Below are 18,926 nucleotides of genomic sequence, written 5' to 3'. Positions count from 1 at the left end.
CCATTAAAACGCAGCGGTTTTACAGGATAAATTATGATCCACTATCACATCATTCCCGTCGATCCCAAGGCGCACTTGTTCGCCGTTACCATGACGGTACAAAAGCCTCACCCTAAGCAAGTTTTTAGCCTTCCCGCGTGGCTTCCCGGCAGTTATATGGTGCGGGATTTTGCTAAGAATATTATCGACCTTAAAGCCACTGGCGATAATGGTGAGACGCTCCACCTCACTCAGCTTGATAAACAAACCTGGTCGGTCGAACATCAGTCCACCCAACTGACCTTAACCTATCAAGTTTATGCTTGGGACCTGTCGGTACGCACCGCGCATCTGGATATGACCCACGGTTTCTTTAACGGCAGCAGTGTATTTTTAGCCGCCCACGGCTTTGAGGCAGGCTTACACACAGTGACGATGGCGGCGCCGACCGAGCCGAGCCTAAATGAATGGCGCCTTGCCACCAGCATGACACGCAAAAGCGGTGATGAATTTGCCTTTGGTGAGTTTTGCGCGCAAAGCTATGACGAACTTATCGATCATCCAGTTGAGATGGGGCTATTCACCCACGCCAGTTTTGAAGCCTGCGGCGTAAGACACGATATCGTGTTAAACGGTCGCCACCGCGCCCATATGCCTAGACTCTGCCAAGATTTAAAGGCGATTTGCGAGTATCAAATCAAGCTGTTTGGCACACCAGCGCCCTTTGAGCGTTATCTGTTTATGACGACAGTACTCGACAATGGCTTTGGTGGTTTGGAACATAGGGCATCGACAGCACTCATGTGCTCACGCAAAGATTTACCGCTGTCGATGGATGCGCCGATAAATAACGACTACCGCACTTATTTATCGCTCTGCAGCCATGAATATTTCCACAGCTGGAACGTTAAGCGCATCAAGCCGGAATGCTTCTTGCCCTATCAACTCGAGGCGGAAACCTATACGCCGCAGCTGTGGGCCTATGAGGGCATCACCTCCTATTATGATGACTTCCTTACCTATCGCGCAGGCTTAGTGGATGAACAAAGCTACTTAGATATGCTGAGCGAAACCTTTACAAGGGTGTATCGCAGTCAAGGCCGCTTTAAACAAAGCATTAAGGACTCGAGCTTTAACGCTTGGACTAAGTTCTACAAGCAGGATGAGAACGCCCAAAACGCCATTATCAGCTATTACACTAAGGGAGCCCTGTTTGCCTTGTATCTCGATTTAACCCTCAGAAGCGAGACTCAAGGAAAATACAATCTCGACGATCTAATGACCATTCTGTGGCAGGAATATGCCCTGCAAAATCGCGGCACCACAGATGAAAGCCATCAAAGGATTGTTGAACGCTTATTGGGGCGTGATTGCCAAGATCTCTTCGCCTATTTAGACAATACCGACGATATCCCGCTGGCACCACTACTGGCCGAGTTTGGGGTTGAGTTGACCTTACGCGCGAGCAATGGTGCGCAGGATGTCGGCGGTGGCACGGCCAAAGGGTATGAGATTGCCTTTGGCGCTAAGACGCAAGCCGCACCAATCGGCCTTAGAGTAACCACTGTCGCCCAAGGCAGCCCTGCGCACCTTGCGGGCTTAAGTGCCGGAGACATCTTAATTGCGGCGGATAATCTACAGGTAACAGCCCAATTTGAAGCGCAGCTTCAACAATACCCACTCGGACAACGCTTAAGCCTGCATTGGTTTAGACGCGATGAATTGATGACGGGAGAACTGATTATTGCAGAGGCGCCTAAGGATACGGTTGCCTTAAGTATCACAGATAAAAACAAACTGCAGGCTTGGTTAGGTCGTTGATCTTTAATGTATTAGTCCTTAATCCATAAAGCACAAAAGGGGCAATCGTATCGACGATTGCCCCTTTTTCATTTGATTCTTAAGTTGTTCAATTGAATATTGGCTCAGCGGCCCCATCAACAACGCGTTACACCACCACATCGTGTAAGTAGGTTTGCGCCCATGCAATGGCTTGCCCACGGCTTGACACACCAATCTTACGGAACACACGGTACAAGTGAGTCTTAATGGTGCTCTCACTCACAAACAATTGATTCGCGATATCGAGGTTAGTGCTGCCAGACAACAGGGCTTGTAACACTTCGCGCTCACGGATGGTTAATGGCTCGGTATCTTCGAACAGTCCAAAGTCATCATTTACCCCATTCACCAATTGGATGGGGATCACTCTGTGTCCACGCAGGATGTTAGACAGGCCAAGGCTGATTTCAGTCAGTCCTGCATCCAGATAAAACACCCCTGCCGTAGTCGAGGCTTGCATTAAAAAACGGGCATCAACCTGTTTAGGGAATTGAATGTAGACGACTCGCACACTCGGGTGTTCACGGGCAAGCAAGCGTTGAAATTGATAGGCTTTTTGAAGATCGACGGTGGAAAGGTCAATCACCACCATAGAGGCTTGGTTATCTTTGATTTGATCGCACATTTCATCTGGACTGACTTGCGACAGCTTCACCAGAAACTCCTGCGGCCAGCGGCCTGCAAGCAATTCCATCAGAACTTGCGATCTTGACACTACAATCCAATGTAATATTTTGAACATCCTGCTCACTCCCTGTCTGGTTAACGATTATTTATTTTGAGAGGAGAAACATCTCTCAATACCACTTCAACATCCGTTCAATAGACTTCCAAGTCTATCGTGCACACGATATTAGCATTAGATAAAACAGATTCAAAAGACTTACGTAAAAAATATTTACCGTACGCAAATCAAAAACTTCTACAACTTTAGGACAAATCATTGTCAAGCAGAAGGCTTAATTTAAACTGAAAATAATGCGCTATTTTTAACAGAAAGGCGTAAGATCAAATCAATACAAAACATAAGGAAATACCATGTCCAGCCAGCAACCAAGCCCTATTGAAATACAATCCTACCCCGTCTGGGACAGACCTACGCGTCTGTTCCACTGGATTAATGTCATCCTCGTACTCTCCCTGCTTATCGTGGGCGGTATAATGATGTTTCGCAGCGACTTAGGTATAACCGAACTCTCCGGTAAAATCGGGCTTAAGACCCTGCACGTCATCATTGGCTATGGCTTTGCGATTAATTTACTGATCCGCTTAGTGTGGGGTTTTATGGGCAATAAATACGCCCGCTTTAGCCATATGTTCCCCAATGCCAATAGCAAGGCCGAGTTACAAACCTATAAAGCAGAACTTGCCGCGGGTAAAAATCCCCAGTATCTAGGCCACAATCCTAAGGGGAAATTCGCCGTACTCGCTATCATGCTCTTATTAGTCACAATTATGATTACTGGGCTGATCCGCGCCGGTACCGATATTTACTATCCACCCCTGGGAAGTGCAGTCCAACAGTACCTTGCGGCCACCAATGTTGATCCGAGTAGCCTACAACCCTACGATGCTACGGGCGTCGATACCGATAAAGCTAACGTGATAAAACCCATAAAAGGTCTTGTAGGAGAGGTACATGTGTATGCAGTGTATTTATTGATACTGTTGATCATGCTGCATGTTTTTGCCGTAATCTACACCGAAGTCAAACGCCAACCTGGCATTATCTCAGCCATGTTTTCAGGCAAAAAGCTTATTCAAGGACAACCGAAGGACGAATGAGGTCAACTCAATGAGCATAAAAAACGCCAGCATTTGCTGGCGTTTTATCAAGCTCAATCTGAAGTCAAACTTACTTCTTCAGAATAGATGCAGGAGTACGGCCATCGTCGTGACAGCTTTCACAGGTAGGTTTTTGACCTACGTTCATATCGTGTGGCGCATGGCAGTCAGCACAGACTAAATTACCATCGTGTGGCTTATGTACTGCGTCCATTTCAGAAAGCTTACCATGGCAGCTTTGGCATTGTTCAAACTCATAGGCACCATCAGCAGATGGCGTACCATCTTTATGACAGCTTTCACAACCACCAGATTCAGCGTGGAAGTCAGATAATTTTTGATCCGCGGCAAATGCGGTTGGCGACAGCGCTAGCGCTGCAAGACTTGCCCCGAAAAGCACACTTAATAGTTTTTTGCTCACAATTGTATCCTCCAATGGTGATTGACAGTGGAAATTCTTGTCAGGGGTGACTTCCATCTTGCAACCAATGTAAATAGCACGACTCGATTTAACTTAGCTAAGGATTGAGTAATAAGCAACACAATCTTATGCAAAGTAACTTTATCAATATACTCAAGGGTAAAATGTGCGCTGCATCATGTAACCACATGCTTATATAAGAGTTTTACATTGTCACAACCTACCAATTACAACTAAAAGCCTCCCTAGCTTAATCATCAGCAAAAGAAAAGCCCTAATAAAAAAGGAGACCCTAGGTCTCCTTTTGGTGAACGTTTGGACTCAATTAACGAGTTTGTAAAGCCGCAATACGCTTCTCTAGAGGTGGATGGCTCATCATTAACTCAGCCATTGAACGCTTGCCGTTAATACCAAAAGCAGACATTTGTGCTGGCATTGCTGAGCTTTCTGGGCCTTGGCGTAAACGCTCAAGAGCTGCAATCATCTTATGCTTGCCCGCTAAGCGAGCTGCACCTTCGTCGGCACGGTATTCACGGATACGTGAGAAGTAAGCCACGATAATTGAAGCCAAAATACCAAACAACATATCAAGAACAAATACCACTGCCATATAAGCAAACATGCCCAAACCTTCGCCTTCTTCATCATTGCTCGAGACGAAGTTGTTGATAATGCCTGCTACAACACGCGCCGCGAAGATCACAAAGGTGTTCACCACGCCTTGGATTAAGGTCAAAGTGACCATATCGCCGTTAGCGACGTGGCTTACTTCGTGGGCAAGTACGCCTTCGACTTCGTCTTGACTCATGCCATACAACAGACCTGTACTTACGGCAACTAATGAGTTGTCCTTACTTGGGCCAGTTGCAAATGCATTCATCTCCGGCGATTGGTAAATTGCCACTTCTGGCATTTTAATCCCAGCTTGCTGGGCTTGGCGGGCAACCGTCTCCACTAACCAACGCTCAGTGCTATCACGTGGGGTGGTGATTACTTCACAACCCATGGTCTTTTTCGCCATCCATTTTGAAATCGCTAAGCTGATGAAGGCTCCGCCGAATCCAAAAATCGCAGCGAACACTAAGAGTCCACCCATAGTAGACGTATTCACGCCTAGAATAGACATTACAATTGAGGCTACTAGCAACACGGCTAGGTTAGTCGCAATCAATAAAAATATACGCTTCATATCAGCTCCTTTACGGCACAAAGGTGCCATTTATTTTGTTCAAAGACATAATATGTCCAATTAATCGAAATTCAAGGGGTAAAGGTAAGAGTTTTTCTAATCGCTAATTTTTCTCTCAATTTAGACACAGCCTTTCATGGCTCGTGAGTCTAGGGACAGTCTATTAAGCCAAACTTAAATCTAGGCGCTGTCAGTGTTACAGCCAAATTCATGTGTGTTTATCTATGTTTATCGTAATTAAACTTTGTTAACATGCCTGCACATTCTGAGATTTAAGGATAAAAAAATGACCGTTAATGCCCTACTGCTAAGCAGTTCACGTGTTGGTGACACGCCTTATCTTTCCCATGCGCTGCCTTTTATCAAACCACTCACCGCTCACGCACAAAAATGGATTTTTATTCCTTATGCAGGGGTAAGCATGAGCTACGACACCTACTTAGCCTCAGTGGTGACGGGACTCAGTGAGCTTAAACTCGATATTAGTGGTATTCATCAACACCCTGATCCGCGCCAAGCGATTAAAGATGCCGACGGTATTTTAATTGGTGGCGGCAACACTTTTCATCTTTTGCATGAGTTGTATAAGTACGATCTTGTGCAGCTTATTCGTAATGAAGTCCTTAGCGGTAAGCCTTACATTGGTTGGAGCGCAGGGTCAAATGTATCTGGATTAAGCATTCGTACAACTAACGATATGCCGATCATTGAACCGCCATCATTCGCGGCCCTAAACATAGTGCCTTTTCAGGTAAATCCACATTATTCAAACTACCGTGCACCAGGACATAACGGTGAAACTCGAGCTCAGCGATTACTCGAATTTACCCGTGTCGATCCGATCACGCCCGTCATTGGCATTGTTGAAGGCAGTGCGCTATGGCGACAGGGAGACACTTTATCACTGTTGGGTGATAACCCTGCCTATTTATTCTGTGGCGAACAGCAGGAGCTCCCAATTCCCGTAGGTAGCGATTTATCTCATTTGCTAAAATAAGATCTCGTTAGCGGCATTCATCGTGGTAAATAGGGTAACATTCACACTAAGCTAACCACTTAACATGCAAATGCCGCTCCTTTAAGAGTTGAACGCGACAAAAGACTACACTGATTATTGGCCTTGCACGCTATCAATATCCTTTCATCATGCAAGGATCGGCATATCTCCCGCAGGAGAAAAAACTTGCACCACTTAAGTATCTGCACTAATTTCGTTGTCGAACACCTTGATAAACAAGATTAATTTTTGCATTTACCCCTAGCTACATTCTGAAACAAATTTTCTAAGTTATTTAAAATTAGGGAGTTATGACCAAGGCACAGGAGTATTTTTTTACCCTTGGTCCATCCAAGTGAGGAGTTTTCATTTTGCGACTGCATTCAACATTGAACCATTCAACCCCGATGAACGGTCATAAAAAGACCAAATTAACACTTTTTTTTGGGTCTATACTGGCCGGCATAATGAGCATCAGTAGTTTAGCCCCCGCCTATGCCGCCACTGCAAGCGATGATAAAAAAGCTAAGGCATTCTCCCATGACACCGTCGTTGAGTTAGCACAGCAACTGGCTCAAAAACCATTCAAAGAAGCTAGAAAGGCTCCAAAGGAACTGATCGACTTAGATTACGCCACTTATGGCAAGATCAATTATCAAGAAAACGCTGCGATTTGGGGCGGAACACCCACTAAATTTTCAGTGCAACTTTTTGCGCCCGGTTTTTTATACAAAAATTTGGTGGATATTGATGTCGTTGAAAACAGCCGAGCTTTTCCTATCGAGTTAACAGAATCTTCCTTTAGTGTGCCCAATGATACCATTGAGAAATTGCTCACGCAGGTAGGACAATATGCAGGCGTTCGACTTCATTACCCTATCAATGACGATGAAGTCAAAGACGAGTTTATTATGTTTCAAGGGGCAAGCTATTTTCGTGCATTATCCAAGGGCCAAACCTATGGATTATCAAACCGCGGGCTAGCCATTGATGTTGCCCAACCTAAAGGTGAAGAATATCCCTTATTTAAACGTTTTTGGATAGAGCGGCCCTCTAAATATCAAACAGCGATTGTGGTACACGCATTGCTAGATAGTCAGAGTGTTACAGGTGCCTATCGCTTTGGTATTTATCCCGGAGCACCGACACGTGTTGACGTCGATGTCACCCTCTTTCCGCGCCGAGATATCGCCCACGTTGGCCTAGCACCACTGACTTCCATGTTTCTTTATGGTGGTTTAGATACGCCTGACAAACCCGATTATCGTCCTGCTGTACATAACTCTGAAGGATTACAAATTGATCGAGGTAACGGTGAGCGTTTATGGCGACCACTCAATAATCCAAACAAACTGCAAATCAGTGCCTTTGGTGACGAAGATATTAAGGGTTTTGGCTTAATCCAACGCCATCGTAACTTCGACTACTATCAAGATCTTGGTGCGAACTACCAACAACGTCCTTCCGCATGGATTGAACCATTAAACGATTGGGGTAAAGGGCAATTAATACTGCTTGAAATTCCATCAAGTGCCGAAACCAATGATAATATCGTCGCCTATTGGGAACCTCAGGTGGGATTAAAGCAGGCTGAGCCCTATCGCTATTCCTACCGCATTACAGCGTCTAATGACAGCCCAAGTTTTACAAACAAAGCACGGGTAATTCGTAGCTCTAAGGGACAAAAACAGGCCAAAGGTAAAGAACTCCTTATCGACTACAGCAATATCAAGCCACAAGATATTGAAAAAATTACAATTGATGCCAGTATCAGTAAGGGTAAAATCCTCTCATCTCGGATAGTAGCTCACCCTGAAATTAATGGTGCTCGGATCTTCATTACGTTTGAGCCTGAAAGTACCAATGTGGCAGAATTGCGCATTCAATTGCGTAAAGATGAAAAACCTGTCGCCGCTACTTGGCTATATCGCTGGAACAGTGATGATTGGCCCTAGGCCGATAAACTAAGACTTTTGCTTAACACCATAAAAATCGCCGGAAATCCGGCGTTTTTTATGGGTAAAATCAATATTTCCACACTCACATTAATAACCTTACAGTTAAGCAGTTTAATATTTCCGATGACTTACCACAGTATTTTTCGGAATAAGTAGGATTATTTTTCTCTAACAAAAATAGGGATTTTCAGTTCCAGTTTTTGAATCCTATTTAGCGTCTCATAACATTTACACCCCAATCCTACGGCGTTATATTAGCCTCTCAAAAAAAGCTGAATATTCACACAAGCTACGTTTTTATAAGATATCTACCTGTTGTGCTCATCCTATTCAGTGTTTAGTTATTTTTCGCATCATCAATATGTTAGAGAAAAAATGAAGTTACCTACATTAAATGCTGCGTATTTTCGTAAGCCAACGACAATATTCTTAATTATAAGTACGTTACTTATCTTATATTATTTATTACCAATGATTGGACGAGCATTTTGGCTAGCCTTAGTGTTACTCAGCTATTTGCTGATTTAACTTGTAAACAAGATGCTAATATGGCGATAAAGGTTAACATTTATCTTAATGTTATCCATTAATCTCGCTTGATCATGCTAAGTTTCTTCAACCTATCAAATCTAGCTGACTCATCATCTAGACGGATATTTATGTTATGCCATTTTCACACTTGAAATCAGTTCTCACGCTTTCGTTACTGTTTCCCCCGAATGTCTTGGCAACTGCCGTCGATTTTAGTGACTATGGTCCTTTACGCACCTATGCGCAATCACCGGCCCAAGCAGGCAGTTTAACACCGATGTTAAGATCAGGGTTTTCGTTACCAGAAGGTCAAAAAGAGCTGCACTTATCCGCAAGTGCAGCCAGTGTTTGGGCTGAAACCGATGACTATTTTGCCGATTACTATCACAACACCCTTGAAGGGGGACTGACTTGGCAAGTCAATGATAAATGGATGATAGATACCAGTTATCACTGGCGTTTTAGTGGCGATAATCACTTAGACTCAGTAACGATGTGGTTTCATGATGCATTTGGTTTTAGTCAAAATGGTCGTGAAGATGCCGCTAAACATAAAAATCAAATATTTTCTAAAGATGGCGTTAATCAGCAAAATATCTCAGGCGAAAACCTCAATAATGTCGTCATACTTTATGTTGGCTACCAATTGTTTGAAAACCAATATCAGGGCTTATCTTTAGGAGGCAGCCTATATTATAACTATGTCGACTCAGGCCCCTTTGAAGATGAAAGCTTTGAACAAGCGTTACAGCTTAATTACAGCTTTCGTTATGAAAAACATCATATTCATTCTACCGCAGCTGTTAGTTTTAGGCAGGGTAATGAGGTTCTTTCGGGGATAAGCTACGATAATCATGCTTATTCCGTCAATCTCGGTTATGAATATTTAACGGGCCGCCATGGCTGGTTGCTTGAATTACATCACTATCAGGGCTTACTCGAAACCGAAAATGATTTTTCAAAAGCCTCTAACGAAATATTACTCGGCTACCGTTACTATTTAGATACCAGTGCAATAGAGTTCTCTATTGTTGAAAACTATTTCAATATGGATAACAGCACTGATATTGCCTTTAATATTGGCTATCGCGTTAAGTTATAATCACAATATTTTGAAACTATGCCAACAAAAACAGAGGCGACATAGCCTCTGTTTTTATATCAAACTTATTATTTGAATAAGCTTATTTCAGCAATAAGGATTGGATATCGATAAAGTTGGCGGCATGCTCCGCATCCGCCTGCTTAAGATGAGGAATACACCCGAGGAAAGGCGATACCATCATCTCTTTAAGCGACGCTAAGTTTTCATCGAACACACTCATATTGGGATCGACACAGTTTGCCACCCAACCTGCGACCGTTAAGCCATCGGCTAATATCGCCTCTTGAGTTAATACCGCATGATTTAGACAACCGAGCTTCATTCCCACCACAAGAATGACGGGTAAATTAAGCTGTTGTACCAACTCAGATAAGTAGCGCCCTTCCCCTAAAGGCAAACGCCAACCGCCAGCTCCTTCGATCAAACAAAAATCCGCCTGCGCAAACGCCGCACGATCAAGCTTGGCCAAAATTGCCTCAGGGGATAAATTAACTCCCTGCTGTTTTGCTGCAATATGCGGTGCAATCGCAGGTTCAAAACTAATCGAATTCACCTGCTCATAGCTCAGTTTAAGGGATGAAGCCGACATCAGTTTTAATGCATCACTGTTACGCAAGCCCTTTTCAGTGATTTCACAGCCTGAGGCAACAGGCTTTACCCCAAGACTTGAGCGCGAAAACCCTGCGCGCAGAGCTTCACGATTGAATGCGGTCAAGAGTGCAGTCGATACTAAGGTTTTACCGCTATCGGTATCTGTTCCTGTTACAAAAAACATGCCTTTTACCTGTTAATCTGTTGGCCAACTATGCGCCAAACCGTTGCTAGAGATTTATACCGAGCCGCCTTGCCGACGCACACGAAATTGGGCGATCTGATAGGTTAAAGGCAGGCCCTGTGCCTCACGAAATTGCTCTGCGCGTTGTTGTAAAGCCTGCCAATCGTGGCGGCCACGCAATTTACCTAAATGGGCATCGGATTCAGAAGAAGTTAGGCTCTGTACTGAGGATTGCACCGATGCGCCCACGCCTTTAATGGAATAGAGTAAGGCTTTAAGATCTTGAAAATAGACGGTCATTGGCATGAGCTTCACATCAAGAAATTGCCAATCTGTGTCGTCAAATGCCGCTTGTAAGCTTTCAAGGGATAAGAAACTGTTGACCCTCAAACCAAGATTGGATAACTGCTCAAGGCTACCTGCCGCTACGATACTCAGATGAGCTTCTCCACCCGATGTTAAGACTCTGGCCATTTCACTGGTTGCCGCCGAAAAATCATGGCACCACTGCAGAGCTAAATTGGAGTAAATATTATCGATGCACGCATCGGCAAAGGGTAATTGCTCGGCATTACCGCACACGCATAGGTAGCTAGGGAAAGTCGCTTGAAGTTGTTGCAGCATCCCTAGGGCGATATCGAGGGCATAAACCCTGATATCTGTGCCTGTGGCATTATGATCAAAATTGGTTCCCGGCCCTGCGCCAATATCAAGAATTGCGCCCTTGGCTACAAATCCCTGCAACAAACTCGCACCGCTTAAACGCTGCAAACAGTTATGCTCTTGATAGCTCTTGGCTGCTGCTGAAAACCGCTCGGCAATATGCGAGAGCTGATCTGCGGGCTCATGAGGATTAAGGCTAACGCCAAGCGGCATGGACATCTCTGGTTATTCTCACTTTTAAATCAAACTCTGATCTTTCAACTCTCAAGATTAAGGCATCGAATCGTCGGCCATAAGCAGTATCGAAAACATTAGCTTATCGCGCAGGACGCTCAGATACCCTAGGTAGTGCAACTTCGGCCAGCACTTGCGCAATGCCCTTAACACAGCACCGAATTGCCGCCTCGCTATGGCATGCACTCAAAGTAATACGTAATCTTGCTGAGCCTACGGGCACGGTTGGTGGACGAATTGCCCCAACCCAAATCCCCATGGCTTTTAGCTTTTGCGCAACCAATAAGGTTTGCTCGGCATCACCGATGATCAGAGGTTGAATCGCGGTATTACTACCAAGAAGTGGAATATCTGCATCTTGGCATAACTGTTTAAAAATCGAGATATTACGCTGCAAATTTTGCATAAGTTCAGGATGAGCTTCACAGTGTTCAACTGCGGCCAAAGCTAGCGCAGCATTGGCCGGTGACAGTGCAGTGGAATAAATATATTCCCGCGCATTACTCACTAAAAACGCAATCAACTCTCGACTACCCAGAATTGCTGCGCCTTGACAGCCTAATGCCTTGCCAAAAGTCACTATCTGGATATCGATAAGGTTGGCAGCTGGCTGATTAAAAATATCAGACACGCCAAAACCATGGGCATCATCGACAATCAACCACGCATTATGCGCGCGGCAAAGTGCAGATAACGCCGAAATCGGCGCAATATCGCCATCCATGCTAAACACACTTTCAGTGATCAGCGCTGAAACCGTGTTTTTGGCTAACAGCCGCTCCGCACTCTCAGTTGAGTTGTGCAAAAAGCGTTTAAAATCTGCGCCACTATCGCGTAAACCATCGATAATAGACGCGTGAACCAGCTTATCCGCCAGCACAACATCTTGCTTATCGAACAGGGTTTTACAGAGCGTACTATTAGCGCTAAACCCTGAGCTAAACAGTAACGCTGACTCAAATCCGGTTATCTGGCACAGCTTGGTTTCCAGCGCTAAATGCGCCTCATTGTAGCCCGTCACCAGTGGCGATGCCCCGCTGCCGACACCATATTGCTGTGCACCGCGGTGTAGCGCCGCAATTAATTCGGGCGCACGGCAAAGCCCTAAGTAGTCGTTACTGCTGAAGTTAAGATAAGTTTGCCCCTCAAAGCAAAACTGCGGCTCAGCGTCGCTTAGCTCGGCATCGGTTGATAATGCTTGACGCTGCCTTAGCAAACCTTGCCCTGCTAAGGCTTGCTGACGGGCGCGGATTTTTGAAGCCAGTTTTGACGCGAGTGGTGAACTCATATTCTCTTGCTCAGGATTTTCTTGCTAAACGTAAGCGCCATAAATCCTTTAGAAGGTAAAGCGCTCCAACGCTTAATGAAGCGCATTTATACACTGTGGTTATAGCGCAGCCGCATCATAAAACTGAGACGCAGCTTTATCTTGGTGAGCCGCAGCTTTAGCTAATACTGCTTGCTCATCATCGATAGTCGCGGCTGCGCCCTGCTCAGGGCGTAAGCCCAGACGACGGAACAGCCCCATATCGTCACTTTCTTCAGGGTTTGGCGTAGTCAGTAACTTGCAGCCGTAAAAAATCGAGTTCGCGCCCGCAAAGAAACACATGGCCTGCAGTTCGTCAGTCATGTTTTCACGGCCCGCCGATAAACGCACACGGGACTTAGGCATTAAAATACGCGCCACGGCGATGGTACGGACAAACTCCAGCGGATCTAAATCATCGAGTTTTTCGAAGGGAGTACCGGCCACTTTAACTAGCATATTGATCGGCACAGAATCCGGATGCTGGGGTAAATTCGCCAGTTGTTGCAATAAACCCGCCCGGTCTGTGGCCTTTTCGCCCATGCCAACAATACCGCCAGAGCAGACTTTCATGCCCGATGCGCGCACATGGCTTAAGGTATCTAAGCGGTTTTGATAGGTACGGGTGGTGATCACATCGCCGTAGTATTCAGGCGAGGTATCTAAATTGTGGTTGTAATAATCAAGGCCCGCATCGGCCAACTCGTTGGCTTGCTCGGCGCTTAACATTCCTAAGGTCATGCAGGTTTCCATGCCGAGGGCTTTCACCTCTTGCACCATTTGCTTAAGGTATGGCATGTCTTTATCTTTCGGGTTACGCCAGGCGGCGCCCATACAGAAACGCGAAGCCCCCGCGGCTTTGGCACTGCGCGCTTCGGTGAGCACGGTTTCCATCGCTAATAGACGCTCTTTTTCAAGGCCAGTGTCGTAACGCGCACTCTGCGGACAATATTTACAATCCTCAGGACAAGCACCGGTTTTGATCGACAATAAGCGACTGATCTGCACTTCGTTAGGATCGTACACTTCACGGTGGATACTGTGTGCTTTAAATAATAAGTCATTCATCGGCAGCGCAAATAAGGCTTCGATTTCTTCCCGCTTCCAATCATGACGAACTTGCAACTGCGACATTGAACACCCTTTTATTTTTGTATTTTACCTTGGCTAGGATAACCTCAGCCCTTAAACTGTCAACGCCAACCAGTGATATAGGTTTACCACTGATTAATTTTCAATCAACACTGTGAGCTTTTATGCGCAATTTACTCGATTTTGATTTTGATAGCGCCCATATTTGGCATCCTTATACTTCCATGACCCGCGCACTTCCTGTTTTTGGGGTACACAGTGCCCAAGGCTGCGAGCTGGAATTGGTCGATGGCCGTAAGCTTATCGATGGCACCAGTTCATGGTGGGCTTGCGTACATGGCTACGGACACCCGGCGATATTAACGGCCATGGAGCGGCAACTGCACCAACTCAGCCATGTCATGTTTGGCGGCATCACCCACGAGCCTGCCATTACACTCTGTAAAAAACTGCTGGCGATGACCTGCGAGCCCCTCACTAAAGTCTTCCTGTGCGACTCAGGCTCAATTGCCGTCGAAGTTGCCATCAAGATGGCGCTGCAATATTGGCAGGGGCAAGATTTGCCTTTAGCGCAAAAGGCCCAAAAACAGCGCATTCTCACGGTGAAGAAGGGATACCATGGCGATACCTTTGCCGCCATGAGTGTCTGCGATCCCGAAGGGGGTATGCATACCATGTTTGGCGAGGCCGTCACGAAACAGTGTTTTGTCGACGCGCCGCAAACGCCCTTCGGTGAACCATTACGCCAAGATGATTTAGCGCCAATGCAGCGCATTTTTCGCGAGCAACATCAAGAGATTGCCGCCGTAATTATCGAGCCGATTATGCAGGGCGCTGGGGGAATGCGATTCTACAGCAGCGAGTATTTACGTGGCCTACGTACCCTGTGTGATGAATATAATGTGTTGCTTATTCTCGATGAAATTGCCACGGGTTTTGGCCGAACCGGTAAGTTATTTGCCTATGAACATGCCGACATCACGCCCGACATTCTCTGCCTAGGCAAAGCCTTAACGGGGGGTTATATCAGTCTTGCCGCCACCTTATGCACAGATAACGTCGCCCAAGGCATTAGCCAATCACCCGCAGGTGTCTTTATGCATGGCCCGACATTTATGGGCAATCCCCTCGCCTGCGCTGCCGCCTGCGCAAGCTTAGATCTGATCAATCAACAGGAGTGGCCAGCGCAGGTTGCCGCCATCGAACAACAAATGCAGCGCGAGCTTGCCGATGCCATCGATATTCCCAGCGTGAAAGAGGTGCGCGTGCTCGGCGCGGTCGGCGTGCTTGAAATGCACCAAGCGGTCAATACCGCGGCGCTGCAGCAGCAATTTGTTGACTTAGGTGTATGGGTTCGCCCCTTTGCCAACCTGATTTATATTATGCCGCCTTATGTGATAAGCCCCGAGCAGCTGACACAACTGACTCGGGCGATGAAGCAAGTGGCAGCGACGATTACGCCGCCACAGGCCGCTCAAACCGAGGCGCTTGCGAATGAAAGCATCACCATCAGTCACGGTTAAATGTGGCTAACACATTGGTCACTAAGCCTTTTTGACAAGACTTGAGATCAAGGCTCGCAGCGCCGCCGGTTTAATCATTTTCGCCATGTAGTGATAACCGCGGCGCTGCACATCCTCCACCAGTTCTTTACGAGTATTGGCGGTGATTAAAATCCCCGGTAACTCTTTGCCATAGAGCGCGCGGATCCCGTCCATCGCATCGACGCCGTTTTGGCCATCGTCCAAGTGGAAATCCGCTAACACTATGTCCGGCGCCACCCCTTTTAGGCCTAACTTTATGCGTGCATCGGCTAAATCCTTGGCACAAATCACCTCACACTGCCAGCGGCTGAGTAGACTCTCAAGCCCCGCCAGAATGGCTTCTTCATTGTCGATACACAGAACTTTAATCCCTGACAAAGGTTGCAATAAGGATGGCAATGCTTTCACTTGCGGCTGACGCACGGTTTCCCCTAGGGGCACGCAGATAGAAAACACTGAGCCTCGTCCCAATTGCGACGACACTTGGATCCCGTGATTCAGCACTCGGCTGATCCTATCGGCAATCGCCAGCCCGAGGCCGAGGCCGCTGACGCTTTTACTACGTGGATTATTTAAGCGCTTAAACTCTTTGAAAATTTCGCGGGTTTCGTGCTCATCAATCCCGCAGCCCGTGTCCAATACTTGGATCTCTAACTCACTGCCACGATGGCGACAGCCAAACAGCACCCGTCCACCACGGGCATAACGGTAAGCATTGGTTAAGAAGTTTTGCAGCACGCGCCGCAGTAGCGAAGGATCGGAGTTAACCGTCGCGCTACAGGGGATCATCTGAAAGCGAATTTGATTGTCCGCCGCCATCGCCTCAAATTCGACTGACAGACCATTGAGCAGCTCGGATATGGCAAAATCGCGGCGATTGACTTCCACCATGCCGGAATCCAGCTTCGAAATATCCAATAAGTCGGTGAGTAACTCGCCAGCGGTTTTGAGCGAGCTATTCACATGGGATAAGGTGGTGCGCGCCTCACGGTCCAAATTAGGATACTGGGACAAGGATGCGGTAAACAATCTCGCCGCATTCAGTGGCTGCATTAAATCGTGCCCCACCGCCGCTAAAAAGCGACTCTTAGAGGCGTTAGCCATTTCTTCCTGTGCTTTGGCCTCAAGTAACTCACTATTTAGCAGAGCTAGTTCGTAGGTACGTTCTTTAACACGCGACTCGAGCGTTTCATTGGCTTCGAGCAACGCCCGTTCTTGCTCTCGATATTGGGTAATGTCGGTAAAGGTCATCACAAAACCACCATCGGGCATGGGATTACCTTGAATTTTAATCACTTTACCGTCTTTACGTTGCCGCTCTGAAGTATGCGGCGTGCCATTACGCATATGCTGCACACGTTTTTCAACCTGTTGCTCTATATCGCCATCGCCACAATAACCTCTGGCGGCATTAAAGCGGATCACTTCACTGATAGGCATTCCTTGCTGTAAAAAGCCTTCAGGATATTGATATAACTCGACATATTTGTAGTTCCATGCAACCAAGTTAAGGTCGCTGTCGATCACGCTCATCCCTTCGTAGGCATGCTCGATAGCGCCGCGCAGCATATCTTGACTAAGCATGATTTTGGATGAGGCTTCATCCACAAGGCTAAAGACTTCATCTAAGGCCAAGTCACGACCTTGTAAAACCGAATCCATAACTAAAGAAGCACTTGAAGCGCCGAGCACGCCAGCGAGTAAACGCTCGGTATGAGCAATCAGTTCTGGAGTCGCGGCCTTATGCCAACTGTCACTTTTAACCGCTTCGGTAGAGAATCGACTAAAACTTTCATAGGCACGGGTTGGACTCACAAAGCGGCTAGCTAAAATCAATAAATCCTGCTGCGAGATAGGGCCGCTTTTCTTATTGGCATTATTTTTAAGCTTACCAGGGCTGACAAAAGCACTGGCCTGAATACGCTCGGCCACCCCGGCCCTGAACCAAATCGAGCCCAACACATAACAGGCAATATTGGCAAATAACGCCGTAAGCGCATCACGCACATTCGGTGTAATAGCATCTAATAGGTCGAAATTACTAGACATTAATGTCGCTGGGCTTTGGTTACCCGTCATACCACTGAGCATGATGTAAAACCACAAGCTAAAACCCACACTGAGTCCTAAAAACACCCCTGCCCGATTGCCGTGTTTCCAGTAGAGTCCACCCACTAACGCGGGTGCAAGTTGGGCAAAAGCACCAAAGGACAGCATCCCCAGATGCGATAGCGAGTCGCTGTCAGCCAGCGCCAGATAACTGCCGTAACCCAACCCAAGGATGATGATAATCGCGAGGCGGCGGGCATTTAATAGCATCTGCGAAAACTGGCTGAAGTTTTTCTCGCGGATATTGCCAGTACGTAACATCACAGGGACGAGCCATTCGTTACTCACCATAACACTGATTGTCACCACGGCCACAATCACCATCCCCGTCGCCGCAGATAAGGTGCCTAACAGCGCAATCACCGCCAGCAGCGGATGATCTAACGCAAGCGGTAAATTAATCACATAGGTATCAGCGGCAACGCTATCGCCCAAGATCAATTTACCCGCTAATGCCAGTGGCCCGACAAATAGACCAAATAAGGCCAAATACAGCGGAAACAACCAACGTCCCTTAGAAAGAACCGACTCATCGGCACATTCCACCACCATCACATGGAATTGGCGCGGCATACACAAAAATGCCGCCATGCCGACAAGCAGTTCAGGCATCAAAGTTTCAATACGGGGGTTTGGGTTATGAATTAACGCTTTATCACTCGCCTGCTGCCAAATATCGCCAAACCCGTCAAATACGCCAAAGCTAATCACCATCCCCACCAGCAAAAATGCTGCCAGTTTCACTAAGGATTCGAATGCGATAGCCAGCATCATCCCGGGATTATGCTCGGTAGCATCGAGCTTACGAGTGCCAAAAAGAATGGCAAAAATGGCTAACAGCGCGGTGATCAGTAGCGCAATCATAATGCCATTTAAGGGGTCATCCGCGGGTTGAAATAGATTTAGGCTGAACACCATCGCCTTAAGTTGCAGCGCAATATAAGGCATGATGCCAAACAACGCTATCAGGGTAACAATGGCCGCCAAGGTTTGCGATTTACCGTAACGGGCGGCGATAAAGTCGGCGACCGAGGTAATATTTTGCGCCTTGGACACGAGGACCATCTTGCGCAACATGCCAAACCCTAAGGTGAAGATAAGAATTGGGCCGATAAAAATCGGAATGAACGACCAAAAATCCTTAGCCGACTGTCCAACCGTGCCTAAAAAACTCCAAGAAGAACAATAAACCGCCAAGCTTAAGCCATAAATGACCACTTGCAGCTTCTTGGTCACGCCGCTAAACCAGCGCTCCGCCCCCCAGGCTAAAAGGAATAAAAGTGATACATAACAAATAGCAATAACGGCGACGACTAAGGTGAGATTCATATTTTTGCTCTTTTTTCCATTATTGTGCGATAAATAATGGCTGAAATCTAGCCAGATTTTCGAGTGC

The 18,926-nt window shown here is 46.6% G+C and carries 14 protein-coding genes; 6 read left to right on the top strand and 8 right to left on the bottom strand.

The window, feature by feature from the left end:
- Nucleotides 1-33: 33 nt before the first annotated feature.
- Complete coding sequence (locus KXJ80_RS11575) at nucleotides 34-1,800, top strand: M61 family metallopeptidase (RefSeq protein ID WP_218738745.1); 1,767 nt, start codon at nucleotides 34-36, stop codon at nucleotides 1,798-1,800.
- Nucleotides 1,801-1,927: 127 nt separating this feature from the next.
- Here KXJ80_RS11575 and KXJ80_RS11570 read toward each other — a convergent pair whose 3' ends face one another.
- Nucleotides 1,928-2,563 (bottom strand): LuxR C-terminal-related transcriptional regulator, encoded by a 636-nt coding sequence (locus tag KXJ80_RS11570; RefSeq protein WP_011717426.1) that lies wholly within the window; start codon nucleotides 2,561-2,563, stop codon nucleotides 1,928-1,930.
- Nucleotides 2,564-2,859: 296 nt separating this feature from the next.
- Between KXJ80_RS11570 and KXJ80_RS11565 the strand changes: the two genes are divergently transcribed.
- Nucleotides 2,860-3,606 carry a cytochrome b/b6 domain-containing protein gene (locus KXJ80_RS11565; protein WP_037427475.1) on the top strand — a complete coding sequence of 249 codons (747 nt, stop codon included), beginning with the start codon at nucleotides 2,860-2,862 and terminating at the stop codon, nucleotides 3,604-3,606.
- A 70-nt stretch (nucleotides 3,607-3,676) separates the two neighbouring features.
- On the opposite strand, the gene cctA is transcribed toward KXJ80_RS11565, so the two are convergent.
- Together cctA and htpX are read right to left on the bottom strand one after the other, a co-directional pair.
- Complete coding sequence (gene cctA, locus KXJ80_RS11560; RefSeq protein ID WP_037419470.1) at nucleotides 3,677-4,027, bottom strand: tetraheme c-type cytochrome CctA; 351 nt, start codon at nucleotides 4,025-4,027, stop codon at nucleotides 3,677-3,679.
- Nucleotides 4,028-4,352: 325 nt separating this feature from the next.
- Nucleotides 4,353-5,216 carry a protease HtpX gene (gene htpX / locus KXJ80_RS11555; protein ID WP_037419467.1) on the bottom strand — a complete coding sequence of 288 codons (864 nt, stop codon included), beginning with the start codon at nucleotides 5,214-5,216 and terminating at the stop codon, nucleotides 4,353-4,355.
- 286 nt (nucleotides 5,217-5,502) lie between these two features.
- Here htpX and pepE point away from each other — a divergent pair, with 286 nt between their 5' ends.
- The 3 genes from pepE to KXJ80_RS11540 all read left to right on the top strand — a co-directional run bounded on the left by pepE (nucleotide 5,503) and on the right by KXJ80_RS11540 (nucleotide 9,804).
- A complete protein-coding gene (gene pepE, locus KXJ80_RS11550; protein ID WP_037419465.1) occupies nucleotides 5,503-6,213 on the top strand; it encodes a dipeptidase PepE in 711 nt (236 codons plus the stop codon).
- Between the two features lie 371 nt (nucleotides 6,214-6,584).
- Nucleotides 6,585-8,168, top strand: coding sequence for a glucan biosynthesis protein G (locus KXJ80_RS11545; protein WP_218738746.1), 1,584 nt, complete (start codon nucleotides 6,585-6,587; stop codon nucleotides 8,166-8,168).
- A gap of 667 nt (nucleotides 8,169-8,835) precedes the next feature.
- Nucleotides 8,836-9,804 (top strand): DUF3187 family protein, encoded by a 969-nt coding sequence (locus tag KXJ80_RS11540; RefSeq protein WP_218738747.1) that lies wholly within the window; start codon nucleotides 8,836-8,838, stop codon nucleotides 9,802-9,804.
- An 82-nt stretch (nucleotides 9,805-9,886) separates the two neighbouring features.
- Here the strand turns inward: KXJ80_RS11540 and bioD are convergent, their stop codons facing one another.
- From bioD to bioB, 4 genes are all read right to left on the bottom strand, one after another.
- Nucleotides 9,887-10,582, bottom strand: coding sequence for a dethiobiotin synthase (gene bioD / locus KXJ80_RS11535; protein WP_259474782.1), 696 nt, complete (start codon nucleotides 10,580-10,582; stop codon nucleotides 9,887-9,889).
- Nucleotides 10,583-10,636: 54 nt separating this feature from the next.
- Nucleotides 10,637-11,464 carry a malonyl-ACP O-methyltransferase BioC gene (gene bioC, locus KXJ80_RS11530; RefSeq protein ID WP_099458260.1) on the bottom strand — a complete coding sequence of 276 codons (828 nt, stop codon included), beginning with the start codon at nucleotides 11,462-11,464 and terminating at the stop codon, nucleotides 10,637-10,639.
- Nucleotides 11,465-11,561: 97 nt separating this feature from the next.
- Nucleotides 11,562-12,767, bottom strand: coding sequence for an aminotransferase class I/II-fold pyridoxal phosphate-dependent enzyme (locus KXJ80_RS11525; RefSeq protein ID WP_259474781.1), 1,206 nt, complete (start codon nucleotides 12,765-12,767; stop codon nucleotides 11,562-11,564).
- Nucleotides 12,768-12,866: 99 nt separating this feature from the next.
- Nucleotides 12,867-13,919 (bottom strand): biotin synthase BioB, encoded by a 1,053-nt coding sequence (gene bioB / locus KXJ80_RS11520; protein WP_037427489.1) that lies wholly within the window; start codon nucleotides 13,917-13,919, stop codon nucleotides 12,867-12,869.
- Between the two features lie 122 nt (nucleotides 13,920-14,041).
- Between bioB and bioA the strand changes: the two genes are divergently transcribed.
- Nucleotides 14,042-15,400, top strand: a complete 1,359-nt coding sequence (bioA, locus tag KXJ80_RS11515; RefSeq protein WP_218738752.1) for an adenosylmethionine--8-amino-7-oxononanoate transaminase — start codon at nucleotides 14,042-14,044, stop codon at nucleotides 15,398-15,400.
- 21 nt (nucleotides 15,401-15,421) lie between these two features.
- Here the strand turns inward: bioA and KXJ80_RS11510 are convergent, their stop codons facing one another.
- Nucleotides 15,422-18,859, bottom strand: coding sequence for a hybrid sensor histidine kinase/response regulator (locus tag KXJ80_RS11510; RefSeq protein WP_218738753.1), 3,438 nt, complete (start codon nucleotides 18,857-18,859; stop codon nucleotides 15,422-15,424).
- Between the last annotated feature and the right edge of the window lie 67 nt (nucleotides 18,860-18,926).

The organism is Shewanella xiamenensis (assembly GCF_024971755.1).
Taxonomy (GTDB): domain Bacteria; phylum Pseudomonadota; class Gammaproteobacteria; order Enterobacterales; family Shewanellaceae; genus Shewanella; species Shewanella xiamenensis.
Note: the sequence above shows the minus strand (reverse complement) of the source record. Positions and strands in the feature narration are given on the sequence as shown.

Excerpts from the sequence above, each read along its gene's own strand:
- KXJ80_RS11575 (WP_218738745.1), top strand. The coding sequence starts at position 34 with ATGATCCACTATCACATCATTCCCGTCGATCCCAAGGCGCACTTGTTC.
- KXJ80_RS11570 (WP_011717426.1), bottom strand. The coding sequence starts at position 2,563 with ATGTTCAAAATATTACATTGGATTGTAGTGTCAAGATCGCAAGTTCTG.
- KXJ80_RS11565 (WP_037427475.1), top strand. The coding sequence starts at position 2,860 with ATGTCCAGCCAGCAACCAAGCCCTATTGAAATACAATCCTACCCCGTC.
- htpX (WP_037419467.1), bottom strand. The coding sequence starts at position 5,216 with ATGAAGCGTATATTTTTATTGATTGCGACTAACCTAGCCGTGTTGCTA.
- pepE (WP_037419465.1), top strand. The coding sequence starts at position 5,503 with ATGACCGTTAATGCCCTACTGCTAAGCAGTTCACGTGTTGGTGACACG.
- KXJ80_RS11540 (WP_218738747.1), top strand. The coding sequence starts at position 8,836 with ATGCCATTTTCACACTTGAAATCAGTTCTCACGCTTTCGTTACTGTTT.
- bioD (WP_259474782.1), bottom strand. The coding sequence starts at position 10,582 with ATGTTTTTTGTAACAGGAACAGATACCGATAGCGGTAAAACCTTAGTA.
- bioC (WP_099458260.1), bottom strand. The coding sequence starts at position 11,464 with ATGTCCATGCCGCTTGGCGTTAGCCTTAATCCTCATGAGCCCGCAGAT.
- KXJ80_RS11525 (WP_259474781.1), bottom strand. The coding sequence starts at position 12,767 with ATGAGTTCACCACTCGCGTCAAAACTGGCTTCAAAAATCCGCGCCCGT.
- bioB (WP_037427489.1), bottom strand. The coding sequence starts at position 13,919 with ATGTCGCAGTTGCAAGTTCGTCATGATTGGAAGCGGGAAGAAATCGAA.
- bioA (WP_218738752.1), top strand. The coding sequence starts at position 14,042 with ATGCGCAATTTACTCGATTTTGATTTTGATAGCGCCCATATTTGGCAT.
- KXJ80_RS11510 (WP_218738753.1), bottom strand. The coding sequence starts at position 18,859 with ATGAATCTCACCTTAGTCGTCGCCGTTATTGCTATTTGTTATGTATCA.